Consider the following 16,774-nt stretch of genomic DNA (forward strand, 5'->3'; position numbering starts at 1 on the left):
ATTTGCCGATATAGAGTTAGCTCTTGATAAGGAGTAGATAATGGACGCACTCAATAGTAGCATCCCGTCAAGCACAGAAATTTATGCGATGAAGCAAGCAATGAAGGTTCAAGAACAGATGGTTTCAAAAATGTTGGAATCTCTGCCTCAACCAACAGACACTGCATCAGCGCAAGTCTCTGGGCTGGCATCAGAGGGTATTGGGTCAAACCTTGATCTCAAGGCGTAACCCAAAGCTGAGATAACCCTTTTGGGTTATCTCCATTTCTTTACATGTAAAGGAGTGGGTTTTCACCCAAAGGTAAAATTTCCGCAATAATCGCACTATAGGTGAGCCCTTCATCGTGAAGGTGTTTCAAAAGTTTTGGTGCATCATGTTGAGACACCGCCATCAAAAGTCCGCCAGAAGTTTGAGCATCGTACAAGATGATCTCATCTTTGTGAGGCACTTTGGCGTATACTTTAGAACTTAAATAACTTTTGTTCGTATATGCTCCTGCTGGAATAATACCCATGTCTGCCATTCCTCTAGCTTCGTCTAAGATCGGAATATTTTTAAGCTCAAAAGCAATCGTCACGCGGTTAAAACTCATCTCATAGCTGTGTCCAAAAAGTCCAAAACCTGTCACATCGGTACACGCACTCACATCATATTGGCGCATAATGCGTGAGGCTTTATGGTTAAGGGTTGCTAGGATAGAAGCAACCTTTTCAACCACTTTAGCTTCGAGCATATCTGCTTTAATTGCTGTCGTTAAAATGCCCATTCCCAAAGGTTTCGTTAAAATCAGCACATCACCAATGCGAGGCGTGTTGTTTCGATAAATCTTTTTAGGATGAACAAAACCCGTCACACTCATACCATAGGTCATCTCAGGTGCTTCGATGGTATGCCCACCAATGATGATACCGCCACACTCGACAACTTTACTTTGTCCACCCTCTAAAATTTCTTTCAAAATAGAGCGTGGCTGATGACAGCCATCAAATCCGACAATGTTCATAGCCGTAGCCACTTCGCCACCCATGGCAAAGACATCGCTCAGAGAGTTTGCCGCTGCAATCTGTCCGTACACATAAGGGTCATCCACCACAGGAGTGATGATATCAACCGTTTGTACGAGTGCGCGTTCTTCATCGAGATAATAAACACTCGCATCGTCACTGGTATCCATACCGACCAAAATATTCTCATGCGTGCAGGAAAGACCGCCTATGGCTTCTGTGAGGTCTCCCGGACCCAGCTTGGCAGCGCAACCAGCAGCTTTGACATATTTGGTCAATTTTGCTTCGTTATTCATTTAGTACCTTAATTTCAACTTCTTGACCATGAAATGATCAAGAAGTAGTGTGAGCCTTCGCTCGAGAAAACCCAGTGTTAACGTAGTTTGAAAAGCTTTGCTTTGAAAGCGTTATTATAATGATATTGTGCCATCTCCACCAAAAAGCATCTCAATCGTACCAAAAGCATTACCGATTTTACCCACTTTGAGTTTGTCGCTCACACCAAAAAATTCTAAACAAACACCGCAAGAATAAATCTCAACGCCTTTAGCTTCAAGCGCTTTGAGCACTTCCATAATCGGTGCGCTCTCATCTGCCGTCGTTAAAAGAACGGCTTGATTGACACAGACAATGTGACGAGGCAGTTTAGGAAGTTCTAATGTTGACTTTAAAAAGCCTACGATCAGTTTTGCACCCAGTTCGCCCTCACCGACTTTATCGCTTTTAAGGAACAAGGTTTTGTCTAAAAACTTCTCATCTTTAGCATCAGCCACAACATTACATGTAAAGCCTTTGACGATCGTAATCAGACTTTTACCCTCCGCCAAATCTTGCACTCTTACATCAAATCCGCCATTTTGTGCAAAACGAGTCACGTTTTCTTTGGAAGCTAAAGAATTGACGATAACCTCTAATACAGAGTCATTTGGGAGTGTTTCCAACGCTTTTTTGGTTTGTAAAACGGGCTCTGGACATGCCAAGCCACTACAATCTATTTTCATGATTTTCTCCAGTAAGTATAATTAAGTTAGTCTAAACCTTAGACCTAAAAAAAAAGAGGGAAGAGAGAATAAAATCCTCTCTTATTTTGCATTCATTATTTTTTCAATCCACGCACTTGCTTTTTCTACACTGTCAAATTTTTGACTTTTTGCCACTTGATTTTGACCTTCGTAAAAACGAACACGAATACCATCTTGCACCTCATCAATTTTGATGCGTGTAATACGATCGGCATTGAGGTAAACTCTATCGTTTAGTTTAACAAACATTGTAAACTCCTTTATCTTTATTGGCTTTATTCTAGCACGATTTTGGTAAATTATGAATTTAGGAAATTGTTTTGTGTTATACTTTAGAATGTGAATATTTTTACAATGAAAAGGTCACAATTATGGCACATGTATTTTGGATCTTTTTGATAGCTTTAACATCAACATCTATACTCAGTGCAGATGTGCTCTCAACGATTTTTGAAACAAAAAAAATACGTGTTTGCATCTGGCCAGAGTATTACGGCATCTCTTATATCAATCCGCGAACACAAGAGCTCACGGGCATTGATATTGATTTAGCAAAAGAGTTTGCCAAAGATTTGGGTGTCAGTGTAGAGTTTAAATCCAGCTCATTTGCGACACTCATTCAAGATATTAACACACATTATTGCGATATAGCTATGTTTGCCATTGGCCATACGGAAGAGCGAAAAAAATACCTTACCCTTACAACACCTCATCTTGCAAGTGATGTCTATGCGATTGCCGCCAAAAGTAATCGCCGTATTCAAACATGGGACGACATCGATAAAGAAGGTGTTGTCGTTGCGGTTGCCAAGGGAACGTATCATGTGAAACTCATGCAAGATTACCTTAAAAATGCCAAACTGCTGATTGTCGATTCTCTTCATGCAAGAGAACAAGAGGTTGAAGCAGGACGTGCTGATGTTTTTATGAGTGACTACCCTTTTGGTATTTATATGCTTGAGGAACAAGAGTGGGCAAAGCTAATCAAACCGACTAAACCATTTCACATCACCCCTTATGGTTGGGCAATGGCACAAAATGAGCCTTCCTTTGAGCAAAGAGTTGAAGCCTTTATTAAGGCTATCAAACAGGATGGCAGGCTGTTAAGTGCTTCAAAGCGCCACCATTTAGAACCTATTGTTGTGTCCGAGTAATTCGATGAAGCAGTTTTTATTAGAGGAGAGAAATGTCACTCGGTATATTATCGCAGCGATTGTCATTTTTGCGATGATTATTGGGTTTATCATTATGGCACTCTCTAGTTTACGCCAAGAAGCCATCCAAACACATCGTCATATTGCCAATCTTCATGCCTACACAATTGAAGAACATTTTTCTCAAATCCTTCAACATGCGAGTATAACAATAGATCGTATCCCACTTTTAAGTAATGAATCAATTTCCGAGGTTGCTCTTGCCCCTGTTTTTACTGAACTTTTGCATAATGCTCCCTATTTACGCTCACTCTCTCTTTTAAATGACGAAGGTGTTATCGTAGCAAGTTCTCATGAACTTAATATTGGCAAGAAAGTATCCATAGACAATTTTTTGCCTATTCCTTTTGGAGAAACACCCTTACTACGCATCGGTGTTCCATGGTCTGGAAGAGATTTTGATAATGCCCATTCGAGTAGTATTGAAAAACCTATACCTTCTTCAGAAATAACCTTTTTACCCCTACTCAAAAAAGTTTTTTTCGAAGACACGCTGTATTACGTTATCGCTAACATCAATATTGATTATCTTACCAATCGCTATACAAATACCCTACCCACAGATCAAGGCACTGTCTCTTTGTGGAGACTAGATGGCACTCTTTTAGTCTCAACCAATCCACAATTTTACCTTGGATCTTCACACTACAACATGAACCATCTGCAACACGTCAACGAGGACTTTTTTACCCATCTACAAAAGGAAACCCATACTCTTTTAGATGTTTTTCGTCTCGCCAAAGTTTTTCCTTTTATTGTAGAAATTCAAACGAATGAAGCCAATACCCTTGGTTATTGGGATAAAGAACGTCAAAAGATACTAAGTATCATCACGCTTCTCATTACCCTTACAGGGGTACTGACATTGGCATTGATTGTGCGTTATTACAATGAAAACAGCCGCCAAAGAGAACAACTCTCCTATGAAAAACAATTCCGCATTGCTATGGAAGCAACACAAACAGGTCTTTGGACATGGAATTTAAAGACAAATCAAGTCACGTGGGATCCACAATGTTTTTTACTCCTTGGCTATCAGCCCAACTCTTTTGAAACGCCATGGGATAAAATCTATGAATTAACCTATCCTGATGATGCGAATGATATGCTATCTTCGATTCAAGATCAGATTCTTGCCCAATCAATCTTTTTGATTGAACGCCGAATGAAAGCGGCTTCTGGTGAGTGGGTCTGGATACAAGTAAGAGGTAAAGTCATTGAATTTTCAGAGCTAAATGAACCTTTACTGCTTACAGGTGTTTACATCAACATTGATACGCAGAAGAAAGTTGAGCAACTCCATCTTTCAGCCGTTGCGTTTGAAACGCAAGAGGCTATTCTTATCACCGATGTTCATGAAAAGATTTTAAAAGTCAATGAAGCTTTTACACGCATTACAGGCTATAGCGACAATGAGATCCTTGGAGAAACACCCCGAATTCTTCATTCAGGCTATCACGATAAAGCTTTTTATCAAGTGATGTGGAAAGCATTACTTGAAGAAGGTTTTTGGCAAGGTGAACTTTGGAATAAGCGAAAAAATGGCGAAATTTATGCAGAATTTATTACCATTACCGCTATTCGCAATGATCAAGGTACCATCACCCACTTTATCGCCAATTTTAACGATATAACCACCAATAAAGTAGAACAACTGAAAATTCAAGAACTGGCTTACTATGATCCTCTAACCCGTCTGGCAAACCGTCGCTTGCTAGAAGAATCTTTGCACAAAACCTTAAAACACTGTCTTTATGAGAACCATTTGGGAGCATTGCTTTTTATTGATTTGGATTATTTCAAAGAGCTCAATGATACCTTTGGGCACGATGCAGGAGATATGCTTCTGATTCAAACGGCAGCACGCCTTAAAGAGACAATCCGAGAGAGTGATCTTGTAGCACGCCTTGGCGGTGATGAGTTTATTGTCTTACTCAAAGATATTGGTAAACAACACGGTAGCGCTAATCATCTGACAGAAAATATTGCCCATAAAATTCTCTCACTTTTATGTCAGCCTTATGCTCTGGCCCATGGAAATTATCAACTGGGAGCAAGTATTGGATGTACTATTTTTGGAAATGATCCTAAAAAAGACAGTACTATGCTTCTCAAAGAGGCTGATCTTGCCATGTACCAAGCTAAAGAAAAAGGGCGCAATCAGGTTTGCTTTTATGAGACCTCTTCTTAACCATATTTTTTAACGCTTCAATAAGTTTGCATATGCAATAATTGCATATGCAAATATTTGGAGTATCTTATGAAAGAAACACTCAACAATACGGTTGGCTTTAGAGTTGCACGCGCCGCCAACCATATTAACCAAACCATCAATACCCTTTTAAGTGAATATGGCATTGCACCTGAACAGAGGATTTTACTTGAAATTCTTACCTCATGTGAAAAAGTTAACCAAACAACATTAGCAACACTTTTAAATAAAAGTAACACAACCATCAGCCGAACGCTGGATTCACTGGAAAAAAAAGAGTTGATTGTTAAAAAATCGGTTGAAGGCGATAAGCGTGCCAATGTCATTGCTGTAACGCCACAAGGTCAAGCACTTTTAGAAAAAACGGAAGCCTGTGTAATGGCATTTCGAAATACTTTAGCCCAAAAGCTGACTGATGAAGAGCGAAAAACACTCTTCATGCTTCTTGAAAAACTCTCTTAAGGCCTTTTATGAGTCATATACACAGCAATAATCTCGCACAAAAAGTCACTGTTTTTGCAACTTTTCTCGCATTTATGGGCATGGGTGTGGTTGATCCCATCCTTCCTGACATCGCACACCATCTTGGGGCAACCAGCTGGCAAGTCGAACTTCTGTTTACAACGTACATTTTTATGATGGCACTGATTATGATTCCTGCGGGAATGCTTGCCAGTAAATTGGGGGACAAACGCGTCATGGCTTTGGGACTTGCCATTGTCGCAATTTCTGCCCTTTTGTGCGCAACGGCGCAAAATATCTCAATGTTAGCGCTTTTTCGAGCTGGCTGGGGATACGGTAATGCTCACTTTTTTGCAACCGCGCTCATTCTTTTAATTGCACTCTCCAGCGATCACCACAAAGCCATTGGTTTGTTTGAAGGTTCCATCGGATTTGGTATCGCAGCAGGTCCTCTTTTGGGAGGCTTTGTTGGTCAATACTCCTGGCGCTACCCTTTTTTAGTCACGGGTGCTTTAACCGTTGTCGCTTTTTTATTAGTGGTTATTTTTGTTAAAAATCCCAAAGAGAAAAAATCTCATAAACCCGCTGGCATCCAAGAGCTTAAAGCCTTATTTCACGATGCAAAATTCGTCAAAATTTCATTAGCAGCGATGCTCTATTACTATGGTTTTTTTGTGGTACTTGCGTATTCGCCCTTGGTGATTCAGATGACGCCTATTGAGATTGGACTCCTCTTTTTTGGATGGGGATTTGCACTGGCACTTGGTTCGGTGGTGCTGAGTACACAGCTTGAACGAAAGTGGAAAGCCAAAGAGATCATTCCTGTTGTTTTGGCTCTTTTTGCCATAGTTTTGATAGCAATGATGTCCGTGAGTTCGCTAACGTTCATGGCAATTTTCATCATTTTAAGCGGTTTACTTTCAGGAATCAATAACTCTTTACTCACGACATACGTTATGGAATCGCACTTTGAGCGCAATATTATCTCAGGTGGTTATAATTTTTTACGCTGGATGGGTGCGGCTATCGCGCCCATTGCATCAGGGTTTATCGGCGAAACAGTGGGGCTTAAAATTCCTTATCTTGTCGCTGCCTGTTTATCGCTTATGGCATTAGCGCTTATTGTTCACACCAATAAAAAATACCCAAAAGCACACTAATCGTACATGTGCCATTGTGTGATATTGATATGAATAAGCAAGGGTAATTTTCATCAAAAAAGCGGATCAAAAATTGCTTTTCGTTGGTAGGTTCTTGCTTCTGCAGGAGTTTTCATGCATCCAAAAGGAAATGCACTATGAAAGTCTATGGAATCGTGTTAGCATGTATCACAACCACTTTGTTAGCGGATCTTGCCTATTTTGATCGTGATGTCAATAGTACACAACTGGAACAATGCAAAGCCTTTTTCACAAAAGAGAAAGATATTAAAACGATTCATCTGCTCAATGCTCAAACGCTAGAGTTTAAAGATGAATATCTGGGCGATGACCCTGAGTACAAAACACTCCTCTACACGCTCAAAGGCTGTTTTTTCAAAGAGAAATATCTTATCTACAGTGATTTTATGCCCGATAGCGAAGCCTATTATGCCCTTGATTTACGCGATGGTAAGGGAATAAGACTCGATGGAATGCCGTATCTTAACCCTACTCAAAACTATTTTGCAACCGAAGCAGAAGAGTCCCACCGCATCACTGTTTACACCTTTAAAGAAGATCGCATTGTTAAAGTTTTCACCCATAAATTTCATGCGCAGTGTGTTACTCAGCACACGGCATGGTTAGATGATCATTCACTCCGTTTTGAACTTGAATGTGATGGACTCTTTGATGAAGATACCAATACAACCAAAGAAAACACCATAGAGACATTCAAACTGATCCAAAAAGATTCAAAATGGGAGATCATACAACCCTAAGCCTTAGTTCAAAAGGACGCTCATCTCTCACAACAGTATTAAAAACACTTACGCCTCTTTGGAAGGCACGTTAATTGCCGATTTGGCAAAACTCACATACACATTTTGAGAAGGGTAAAAGTGGTAACGCTTAAAGTATTCAAAGCTCTCCACACACTCTAAGAGATGATTGCCGATGACAATTTTGAGTGAAATCTCATTGGTTTTGGTGACATGCAACACATCACGTATGATGCCTGTCAAATAGACCGTATCATCTTTACATGTAAAAGGTTCAATCGAGACTGAAATATCACGTGGGTTAATCGCCACACCTCGTTTTTCGCCGATACGATAGCTTTTTGGTAATGACATACTTTGACTTCCATCAAAGTCAAAAAAGCGCTCATCCCCACTTTCACGCCATTTACCGACGATGAGATTGGTTGTTGAAAAATCCATCAAACGTCCAAAATGAAGCCCAACTTTACGTGTAGCAATTTCATTGAGCCACAAAAGATCATGACTGGCAATGACAATGGTAGTTCCCCACACTTGATTGGCATGTAAAATAGCATCGGTAAATTGTGGAACACCGCTGTAATCAAGACTATTGGTTGGTTCATCAAGTAAAAGCATCTTTGGATGAAGGACGAGTCGTGAAGCCAATGCCACACGTTGAGTCTCTCCACTGGAAAGTTCATGCCATGCCCTATGTAAAAATTTTTTAGGCAAAAGTCCAACTAACTCTAACGCTTCATTCATTCGCTCTGGTGCATCTTCAAGGGTTCCTCTGATTTTGAGTCCAAAGAGAAGATTCTCTCGTACACTACGTTTGAGTAGGTAAGGTTCCGGCAATAAAATACCAATTTCGCGCTTGAGGGACAAAGGGATGGAACTCGCATCAAAACCACGATAACAAAGCGTGCCACTTTGTGCTGCTTCTAAAAAGGCAAGGTGGCGTAAAAGCGTACTTTTGCCACTACCATTTGAACCTACGAGTCCTAAAATTTCACCTTCATATACCTGTAATGTTTGAATGTCCAAAACAGGCTTTTCACCATACAACGTTCGTAAATTTTTAAGTTCATACATGACCGTATTCATACAACGATTCTCGCGCGTTTTTTCAAAAAGAAGAGCATAAAATTAAGCGAAAAAGCGATGCTCATCAATACCAATCCAAGTGAAATACCCATGGCAAATTCGCCTTTGTTAGTTTCTAATGAGATCGCCGTGGTAATGGTACGGGTAAACCACTTGATATTCCCGCCAATCATCATTGCTATGCCCACTTCTGCTACCACACGACCATATGCAGCAACAGCAACGGCGATCAATGCATGACGAAGCTCCCAAACAACGCTTCGAATCATCTGTGCCATCGTTAATCCAAAGGAGGCAAGTGTGAGGTAAAGTTTTTTCTCCATTCCTTCAACAGCCGTAGCACTCAATGAGACAATAATCGGCAATGCCAAAAGTGTTTGCCCAATCACAATGCCCGGTAAGGTGTAAAGCAGTTCATAGCTTCCAAATGGTCCACGGTTAGAGATAAACGCGTAAACAATCAGACCTACCACTACCGTTGGAATGGCAAGAAGGGTGTCGGAAAGAAGCTTGAAAAATTTTCGCCCAGGAAATTGAAAAAAGCCCAAACAGAACCCTAATGGCAACCCAATAACAATGCTAAAAATAATAGAAAGAGTTGAACTTTTTAGCGTCACATCAACCGCCGAGATCGTTTCAGGATCAAGGTTAACAAGTAACCAAAAAGCTTCTTTTAAGCCCGATAAAATAAAATCCAAAATTATCCCTACTTTTACATGTAATTTAAAAAAAGATACGCTACACTACAAACATGCTAAATAAACATATTCGGAGGATTATTCAATGTTTTCAGTAAAGAACCGCTTAAAAGGGAAAGTGCTTTTCTCGCTTCTTGCCCTCAGTTCGCTACTCTGTGCGGCTGACCTTAAAATGGCAACAACCACGAGTACAGGTGACACTGGTCTTTTAGATGTCCTTGTTCCTAAATATAAAGCCGACACAGGTGTTGATCTTAAATGGGTCGCCGTTGGAACGGGTAACGCTTTAAAACTAGGTGAGAACTGCGATGTTAGTGTACTTTTTGTCCACTCTCCTTCATCTGAAAAAACATACATGGAAAAAGGATTTGGCGTTGAGCGAACCCCTGTCATGTACAATGACTTTGTTGTTATTGGCACACCTGACATGAAAGCCAAATTTGCGGGTAAAAGTATTTCAGAAGTGTTCAAAATTATTGAAACGGAAAAGATTAAATTCGTCAGTCGTGGTGATAAATCAGGAACACATGATAAAGAAAAAGGTGTTTGGAAAGATGCTTTAGGTCATACACCTGAAAAACAACCATGGTATCTTGAAGCGGGGCAAGGCATGATCGCTACGATCAACATCGCAGCAGAACAAAAAGGTGTTACGTTAACAGATCGTGGAACTTACATCAAATACGAAGCAAATTATAAAGGTAACCCACCTTTGGTTATCGTTTATGAAGGTGCTGATGCACTTAAAAATTTCTACTCCGTCATTGCCGTTAACCCAAAAAGATGTGCCAATACCGACTATAAAGGCGCTCTACAATTTATAGAGTGGGTCACATCTGACAAAATTCAAACAGAAATCGCCAACTTTAAACTGATGGATAAACAACTCTTCTATCCAGACTTTAAAACTCGCGCCAAGAACTAATCGTAAGGTTGCCCTTTACAGGGCAACCTATATGAACTTAAAAGAACGCTAAGACTTAACCCTAAATCCTAATACACATGAAATATTACATAATCTTCATAGCACCAAAATAGCTTACTACAATTTAGTCTTCAAACTCTTTTTTATTCCTCGGCTTTAGAAATAACTCTTTAAAACGTTCATTGGCATAGGTTTCAATCTCCGCTTGAAGCTTTCGGTAATTGTCCATAAATTCACGTGCTACAGGAGTAAGCGTTGTTCCTGCATCTTCGCCACCCCCTTGCTTGGTTTGAACCATGGTGTCGTTAATATTTTTTTGCAAGATTTTGATGTGTGTCCATGCTTTTTTATAATTCATACCGATCTTTTCAGAAGCTTTAGAGATAGACCCCTCTTGCTCAATCAGCTCTAAGATTTCTGTTTTACCCTTGCCAAAAAGCAATTCACCCTCAGCATTTTCGATCCATGTTTTGGTTTTGACATACAAACGTGGACGTGCTTTTTCTTTAAAACATCCTAATTCACAAAATGTTACATCGTAGTTTTTTTCTTTCAATGTGCCACGAATTTTTTTAAGTCCAATACCAGCTGCCGCAGCGCGTGCAGCTTTACATGTAACACGATTCTTTTCATCTAACAGTGGCGTGAGGCGATTCTCTGCCTCTGCGTCGTAGATACCGCCTTCAAGTTTCCCAAACTGTCCTAGTTCACAAGAGTCGATGCGTATATCCATTGCTTTGGCACATGCACCCACTTCGAGGGTAGAACACTTTAGTTTTGCTGCGATTTTAAAGCCATCGGTGCAGTCTAGTTTGCCTTTTTCATTCAAATATTTTTTGATCAGTTCTTCCATCTCAGACATTTTCTACTCCTCAACGATAATTCGCTGTGGATTACGGTAAACATTCATCGTATCACCCCTAACAAATCCAATGAGCGTTAATCCAAATTTCTCAGCAATCATAAGCCCTAAACACGTTGAAGCCGTACGCGATGCCAAAATAGGAATTTGGTGCATGACGGCTTTGGCAACCATCTCGGAAGAGAGTCTACCGCTCACCATCAAAAAGGCATTACGCACATCAACACCTGCTATCTGCGCTTTTCCAACCACTTTATCAATCGTATTGTGCTGCGCGATATCTTCGCCAATGAAATATGTATGTGCATCAGTAAAAAGCTTCGCAGTATGTACGCACCCTGTTTGTTCGTACAAAGGACACTCGGTGTAAAACTGTCCCATCTCTTTACAAAGAAGATCCGCACGGAGTGTAAAATCACTTTTTATGACTTTCGCTTCAATCGCTTCGGGATCAATGTTGGCAGTCATACTTCTTCCACATCCACTGATAACAACACCTTCGGCATTCAATTTTTTAATATTAGCTACATTGACTTTAGCTTCGATGTGCACCTGCATACCATCATTGAGGAGTTTGAGTGAAGTGACATCACTAAATTTTTCGATGATATTTTCACTCATCAAATAACCGATGGCAAGGGCTTCTTGATCAACCGGTGTGGCCATAACCGCACCCACTTTTTCGCCATTGACATAAATTTCTAACTTGATTTCACGAACAAGTATATCGTCTCGCTCAAACTTCTCTTTGCCCTTAATTTTAGTAATCTTGGTTGAATAAACTGGCTCCATACCTTCCCCTTAACGTGCTTGTTTCGCATATTGTAGCACTAAAAAATAAATAAAGAGCAAGAGATTTTACGCTCTTGCTCTTTACATGTAAAGCACGCACTTACTCTGCCTCGCAAGAGGCAAGCTTCAGTGACCTAGTGTTTAACGTAGCTTTTCAAGCTTGGCTTGTAAAGCGTGTCAAATTAAAACTTACCCTGATCTCTCAGTTTCTTATACCATGTACTATGAAGAATCTTGACTTCTTCTTCTTCAACATACCCAGTAATAATACTATGCACTGCTCCTTTAATAGCAAACATGGACATATACACATGGGTGATAAACATTGCAACGATTGCAAAGCCCATCACATTATGAATAATAGCTGCTGCTCTAAGTAAGTCTATTTGGGACAGACCTGTGAGATCATGCAACATTTGCATTTTAAAGTCTAGGAAGAACATCATAGCTCCACTTAAGATCATGGTAATACCACCAAGTATTGCTACCCAGTACCACATCTTTTGACCGGCATTAAATTTACCTGCCAAGATTGGTTTTTTCTCTTTGGAGAGGTAGCCTCCTAGGATCATAAACCATTTAATATCATCCATATTAAAGAGGGCTTCTTTTAACCACATCAGAGCCATAGGAATGACCACAATGGTAAAAGGTATGGTAAAGATACCGTGAAGGTTTTTTGCCATTCTTACAAAGGTTCCTCCCCCAAAGAAGTCACCGAATACGATGATGAATCCTGTTGGGATGATGACCAAGAAGCTGATAGCGGCTACTTGGTGGATAATTCTATTATAGAGGTTAAAGGCGTAGTATTTCTTATCACTGTGTGGAAATACTTTTGGGCCTATAATCTTATAATGGATAAAGAAGGCTAAAGGAACTCCGATTAAGACGCCTAGGAAGATCCATGCAAAGTATTGATGCTGTAGCATGGTGAACAAGGGTCCTAAGTGGGTACTTCCCTCTTTTCCGTATCCTAAGATATTTTGTATGCGCATCTCACCCCAGATTTGGCTTTCAGTGGCGTATGCCACTGTTGCCAAACTCAGAGCTGCAATGATCATGCTTATGTACTTTCTCATTGCTGCTCCTTTCATTGGTTTTTATAAGCCTTGTCCCATCCATAAGGAGAGTTTGCGCCTTTTCCACCACGAGCCATCACGCGCGCTCTGTAAACGTTCGATACGGATTCAGCATCACCGACAAGAAGCGCTTTTGTGGAACACATTGCTGCGCACACAGGCACTTTTCCCTCAGCGATACGGTTTTGACCGTAAAGTTCTCGCTCATGAACCGAATTCGTCTCTAAAGGACCACCGGCACACATGGTACATTTATCCATTGCCCCTTTAGCGCCAAAAGCGCCATCTCGTGGGAATTGTGGAGCACCAAATGGGCAAGCGTAAAGACAATAGCCACAACCGATACATTTATCTTTATCATGAAGCACGATGCCGTCTTCTCTGATATAGAAACAATCCACAGGACACACTTGTTGACAAGGTGCGTCGGTACAGTGCATACAAGCAATCGAAGTTGAGAACTCTTTACCTGGGATGCCTTCATTGATCGTCACAACTTTACGTCTACTGATGCCTACAGGGAGTTCATGCGCTTCGGCACATGCTACGCTACACCCATCACACTCGATACATCTGCTCTCATCGCAGTAAAATTTCATTCTTGCGTATTCCATCATCTACCCCCTACGCTTTTTCGATGCGACACAAGCCGCCCTTAGTTTCAGGAATCTGAGTAATGATGTCGTAACCGTAGTTCGTAACGGTATTGACACTCTCGCCGCTTGCATAAGGCTTCGTTCCTGCTGGGAAATTACCCGTTCTATCTGTTCCTTGGAAGTAACCTGCAAAGTGGAATGGCATAAAGACCATATCGGGAAGTACGCTATGAGAATACTTCGCTTTCACTTTAATTTTGGTACCTTCAGGTGAGTGTACCCACATCATTCCACCGTTTCTAATGCCATGTTTGAGCGCTAAATCTGGGTGAATATCACAGAACATCTCAGGTGTTAATGCCGCGATGTACTTAGATGCACGGTTTTCAATACCCGCACCGTTCATCGTGACTAAACGTCCTGTTACCATGTTAATTGGGAACTCTTTTGAATAGTCTTTTGCATTTTGGATAGAAGCGTACTTCGTCATAACACGGAAGTGGTTTGCTTTATCTGCATACGCTGGGTATTTTGCAACCAAATCTTGTCTTGGTGAGTGGAGTGGTTCTCTGTGCATTGGGATATGATCCGGGAAGTTCCAAACAATCGCACGCGCTTTTGCGTTACCGTACGGTGAAAGACCAACTTCAAGCGCCAATTCAATTAACTTGCCAGTAGAACATACTTTCCAGTTTGCACCACACGCTACTTTTTCTTCTTCTGTCAATGGACGACCAAGGAGTTTCTCAATATTCGCTTTTGTAACTTCTTCGTATCCAGTTTCAATGCTAGAACCCTTAGGTGCTGAACTTTTTTCTGCCAAGAGATTAACACCGTCTTTTTCCAAGCCAAAGTTATTTCTAAAGCCCATACCACCATCTTTAACAGCGATGCTGGTATCGTAAAGGTTTGGCGAACCGCCGTGTTTTGTTGTCCAGCAAGGCCATGGTAACCCATAGTACTCACCTTTCATTGGTCCAAAACCTGCACCGCTGACTTCATCAAACATATGCCAGTTATCGGTATGCTTTTTAATACGCTCTGCTGTCCAACCTACTAAACCAATGGTTCGAATGGTACGTGCAATTTCATTGGTTGCATCTTCTGGCCACTGGAACGTTGTTTTACCAGGAATTGGCTCAAGTACACCTGTTTTAGGATTGATTTGCATTAACATGGTTTTAGTGTATTGCTCGTAGAAGCCTAAATGTTTTGCTAAAGCAAACATAATTTCTTGATCCGGTTTGCTCTCATACATAGGCTCAACAACTTTGTATCTCCACTGTGCACTTCTGTTGGTTGCAACACAATAACCACTGGTCTCAAACTGAGTTGCTGCAGGGAGAATAAAGACGTTGTCTTTTTTATCGGTTAAAATAGCCGCTTCGTTGACAAACGGGTCTGCAAGAACTAACAAATCAAGATTGTCTAAGCCTTCTTTAATTTTTGCTTGTTGTGCAACAGAAGTAATACCGTTACCCATAACAATCAATGCTTTGAGGTGTGTGCCTGCATTTTCGATTTTTTCATCGGATTTTACATTTTGAACACCAGCCCACCATCTTGCAAGTGAGAAACCAGTTTTTGTCATCCATGTTGCGTCTTTGAATTGCTTGACAAGGTAATCGTATTCAACGCCCCACATACGAGCAAAGTATTTCCATGAACCTTCTGCTAATCCATAATAGCCTGGAAGTGAATCAGAGAGACATCCCATATCGGTAGCACCTTGAACGTTATCGTGTCCACGTAAGATGTTTGTACCACCCCCTGCTACACCCATGTTACCAAGAGCTAACTGGAGAATTGGAGCCATACGCGTATTGGAAGTACCAATTGAGTGTTGTGTAAGACCCATAGCCCAAATCAATGAACCAGGACGATTTTTTGCATAGATATTAGTGATTTGAATGAGTTTTTCAGCTGGAACGCCTGTAACATCTGCTACAACTTCTGGTGTCCACTTTTTAGCTTCTTCACGAATTTTATCCATACCAAATACACGGTCATCTATATACTTTTTATCTTCCCAACCATTTGCAAAAATGATGTTAAGCATACCGTACATAAACGGAATATCTGTACCGGGGCGAATTTGTGCATAGATATCAGCTTTAGCAGCTGTTTTGGTAAATCGTGGATCAATAACGATAATTTGTGTATTGTTGCGCTCTTTTGCTTTCAATAAATGTTGGAAACCTACAGGGTGATTAACCGCAGGGTTAGATCCGAAAATAATAATTGCTTTTGACTTTTGCATATCTCCAAGAGAGTTTGTCATAGCACCGTATCCAAATGTATTCGCCACACCGGCGACTGTGGAAGAGTGTCAGATTCTAGCTTGGTGATCTGTGTTATTTGTCCCAAAGAATGCAGCGAACTTTCTAAAATAGTACGCTTGCTCATTGCTCATCTTAGCAGAACCTAAGAATTGAACAGAATCAGGACCATCTTTTTTCTTAAGGTCTGCTAATTTGGTTGCAATGCGGTTAAGCGCATCTTCCCAAGAGAGACGTTTCCACTGACCATTTTCTTTGACCATTGGGTATTTGAGGCGTACTTCAGATCTGACCATATCGATCATATCAGCACCCTTACAGCAGTGTCCGCCAAGGCTGATTGGGTGGTCTTGAGCAACTTCTTGACGAACCCATACGCCATTTTGAACTTCTGCAATCACACCACACCCTACGGAACAGGATGTACAGATAGTTTTAACTTTTTTACTTCCAGGAAAGGGATTTTTAACCTCTTCCTCTGTTGCGGCTCGTGTCACATTCTCACCAGCAAACCCTGAAGTAGCGCCAAATACGCTAGCAACGGCTGCCATTTTGAGGAATGACCTTCGACCTACGGTCGTTGTTAGAGCACGTTCGGTTGTTTTTTCCATAACGCTA

The 16,774-nt window shown here is 40.9% G+C and carries 17 protein-coding genes; 7 read left to right on the plus strand and 10 right to left on the minus strand.

Annotated elements, in window-relative coordinates; all coding sequences use genetic code 11:
* Positions 1-40 precede the first annotated feature (40 nt).
* On the plus strand, positions 41-229 hold the full coding sequence (locus SJPD1_RS12630; RefSeq protein WP_087439471.1) for a hypothetical protein: 189 nt from the start codon (positions 41-43) through the stop codon (positions 227-229).
* A gap of 40 nt (positions 230-269) precedes the next feature.
* Here the strand turns inward: SJPD1_RS12630 and selD are convergent, their stop codons facing one another.
* The 3 genes from selD to SJPD1_RS12645 all read right to left on the minus strand — a co-directional run bounded on the left by selD (position 270) and on the right by SJPD1_RS12645 (position 2,276).
* On the minus strand, positions 270-1,301 hold the full coding sequence (gene selD, locus SJPD1_RS12635; protein WP_096047461.1) for a selenide, water dikinase SelD: 1,032 nt from the start codon (positions 1,299-1,301) through the stop codon (positions 270-272).
* A gap of 114 nt (positions 1,302-1,415) precedes the next feature.
* The gene (gene yedF, locus SJPD1_RS12640; RefSeq protein WP_096047462.1) at positions 1,416-2,006 is read right to left on the minus strand and encodes a sulfurtransferase-like selenium metabolism protein YedF; all 591 of its coding nucleotides are present in this window, start codon (positions 2,004-2,006) and stop codon (positions 1,416-1,418) included.
* Positions 2,007-2,087: 81 nt separating this feature from the next.
* A complete protein-coding gene (locus SJPD1_RS12645) occupies positions 2,088-2,276 on the minus strand; it encodes a sodium-dependent tyrosine transporter (protein ID WP_087439474.1) in 189 nt (62 codons plus the stop codon).
* 122 nt (positions 2,277-2,398) lie between these two features.
* On the opposite strand from SJPD1_RS12645, the gene SJPD1_RS12650 reads away from it, so the two are divergent.
* The 5 genes from SJPD1_RS12650 (at position 2,399) to SJPD1_RS12670 (ending at position 7,836) form a co-directional block, all read left to right on the plus strand.
* The gene (locus SJPD1_RS12650; protein ID WP_096047463.1) at positions 2,399-3,181 is read left to right on the plus strand and encodes a substrate-binding periplasmic protein; all 783 of its coding nucleotides are present in this window, start codon (positions 2,399-2,401) and stop codon (positions 3,179-3,181) included.
* A gap of 4 nt (positions 3,182-3,185) precedes the next feature.
* The gene (locus SJPD1_RS12655) at positions 3,186-5,432 is read left to right on the plus strand and encodes a diguanylate cyclase domain-containing protein (protein WP_096047464.1); all 2,247 of its coding nucleotides are present in this window, start codon (positions 3,186-3,188) and stop codon (positions 5,430-5,432) included.
* Between the two features lie 69 nt (positions 5,433-5,501).
* Positions 5,502-5,915: a MarR family winged helix-turn-helix transcriptional regulator gene (locus SJPD1_RS12660; RefSeq protein ID WP_096047465.1), complete on the plus strand. Its 414-nt coding sequence runs from the start codon at positions 5,502-5,504 to the stop codon at positions 5,913-5,915.
* 8 nt (positions 5,916-5,923) lie between these two features.
* Entirely contained in the window at positions 5,924-7,075 is a 1,152-nt protein-coding gene (locus tag SJPD1_RS12665; protein WP_096047466.1) for an MFS transporter, read from the plus strand.
* A gap of 137 nt (positions 7,076-7,212) precedes the next feature.
* A complete protein-coding gene (locus SJPD1_RS12670; protein WP_096047467.1) occupies positions 7,213-7,836 on the plus strand; it encodes a hypothetical protein in 624 nt (207 codons plus the stop codon).
* A 48-nt stretch (positions 7,837-7,884) separates the two neighbouring features.
* Here SJPD1_RS12670 and SJPD1_RS12675 read toward each other — a convergent pair whose 3' ends face one another.
* Both SJPD1_RS12675 and tupB read right to left on the minus strand, forming a co-directional pair.
* A complete protein-coding gene (locus SJPD1_RS12675; protein ID WP_096047468.1) occupies positions 7,885-8,922 on the minus strand; it encodes an energy-coupling factor ABC transporter ATP-binding protein in 1,038 nt (345 codons plus the stop codon).
* Positions 8,919-9,620, minus strand: a complete 702-nt coding sequence (gene tupB / locus SJPD1_RS12680; RefSeq protein ID WP_087439483.1) for a tungstate ABC transporter permease TupB — start codon at positions 9,618-9,620, stop codon at positions 8,919-8,921. Before tupB ends, SJPD1_RS12675 begins: the two co-directional genes overlap by 4 nt.
* A gap of 85 nt (positions 9,621-9,705) precedes the next feature.
* On the opposite strand from tupB, the gene tupA reads away from it, so the two are divergent.
* Positions 9,706-10,545: a tungstate ABC transporter substrate-binding protein TupA gene (gene tupA, locus SJPD1_RS12685; protein WP_096047469.1), complete on the plus strand. Its 840-nt coding sequence runs from the start codon at positions 9,706-9,708 to the stop codon at positions 10,543-10,545.
* 124 nt (positions 10,546-10,669) lie between these two features.
* Here tupA and SJPD1_RS12690 read toward each other — a convergent pair whose 3' ends face one another.
* From SJPD1_RS12690 to SJPD1_RS12710, 5 genes are all read right to left on the minus strand, one after another.
* Positions 10,670-11,407: a winged helix-turn-helix domain-containing protein gene (locus SJPD1_RS12690; RefSeq protein ID WP_096047470.1), complete on the minus strand. Its 738-nt coding sequence runs from the start codon at positions 11,405-11,407 to the stop codon at positions 10,670-10,672.
* Between the two features lie 3 nt (positions 11,408-11,410).
* Positions 11,411-12,199: a formate dehydrogenase accessory sulfurtransferase FdhD gene (gene fdhD, locus SJPD1_RS12695; RefSeq protein WP_087439486.1), complete on the minus strand. Its 789-nt coding sequence runs from the start codon at positions 12,197-12,199 to the stop codon at positions 11,411-11,413.
* A 182-nt stretch (positions 12,200-12,381) separates the two neighbouring features.
* Entirely contained in the window at positions 12,382-13,281 is a 900-nt protein-coding gene (locus SJPD1_RS12700; protein ID WP_096047471.1) for a formate dehydrogenase subunit gamma, read from the minus strand.
* Between the two features lie 11 nt (positions 13,282-13,292).
* Positions 13,293-13,898 carry a formate dehydrogenase FDH3 subunit beta gene (gene fdh3B / locus SJPD1_RS12705; protein ID WP_210394373.1) on the minus strand — a complete coding sequence of 202 codons (606 nt, stop codon included), beginning with the start codon at positions 13,896-13,898 and terminating at the stop codon, positions 13,293-13,295.
* 7 nt (positions 13,899-13,905) lie between these two features.
* On the minus strand, positions 13,906-16,767 hold the full coding sequence (locus SJPD1_RS12710) for a formate dehydrogenase subunit alpha (protein ID WP_096047472.1): 2,862 nt from the start codon (positions 16,765-16,767) through the stop codon (positions 13,906-13,908).
* Between the last annotated feature and the right edge of the window lie 7 nt (positions 16,768-16,774).

It is taken from the genome of Sulfurospirillum diekertiae (assembly GCF_002309535.1).
Taxonomy (GTDB): Bacteria; Campylobacterota; Campylobacteria; order Campylobacterales; family Sulfurospirillaceae; genus Sulfurospirillum; species Sulfurospirillum diekertiae.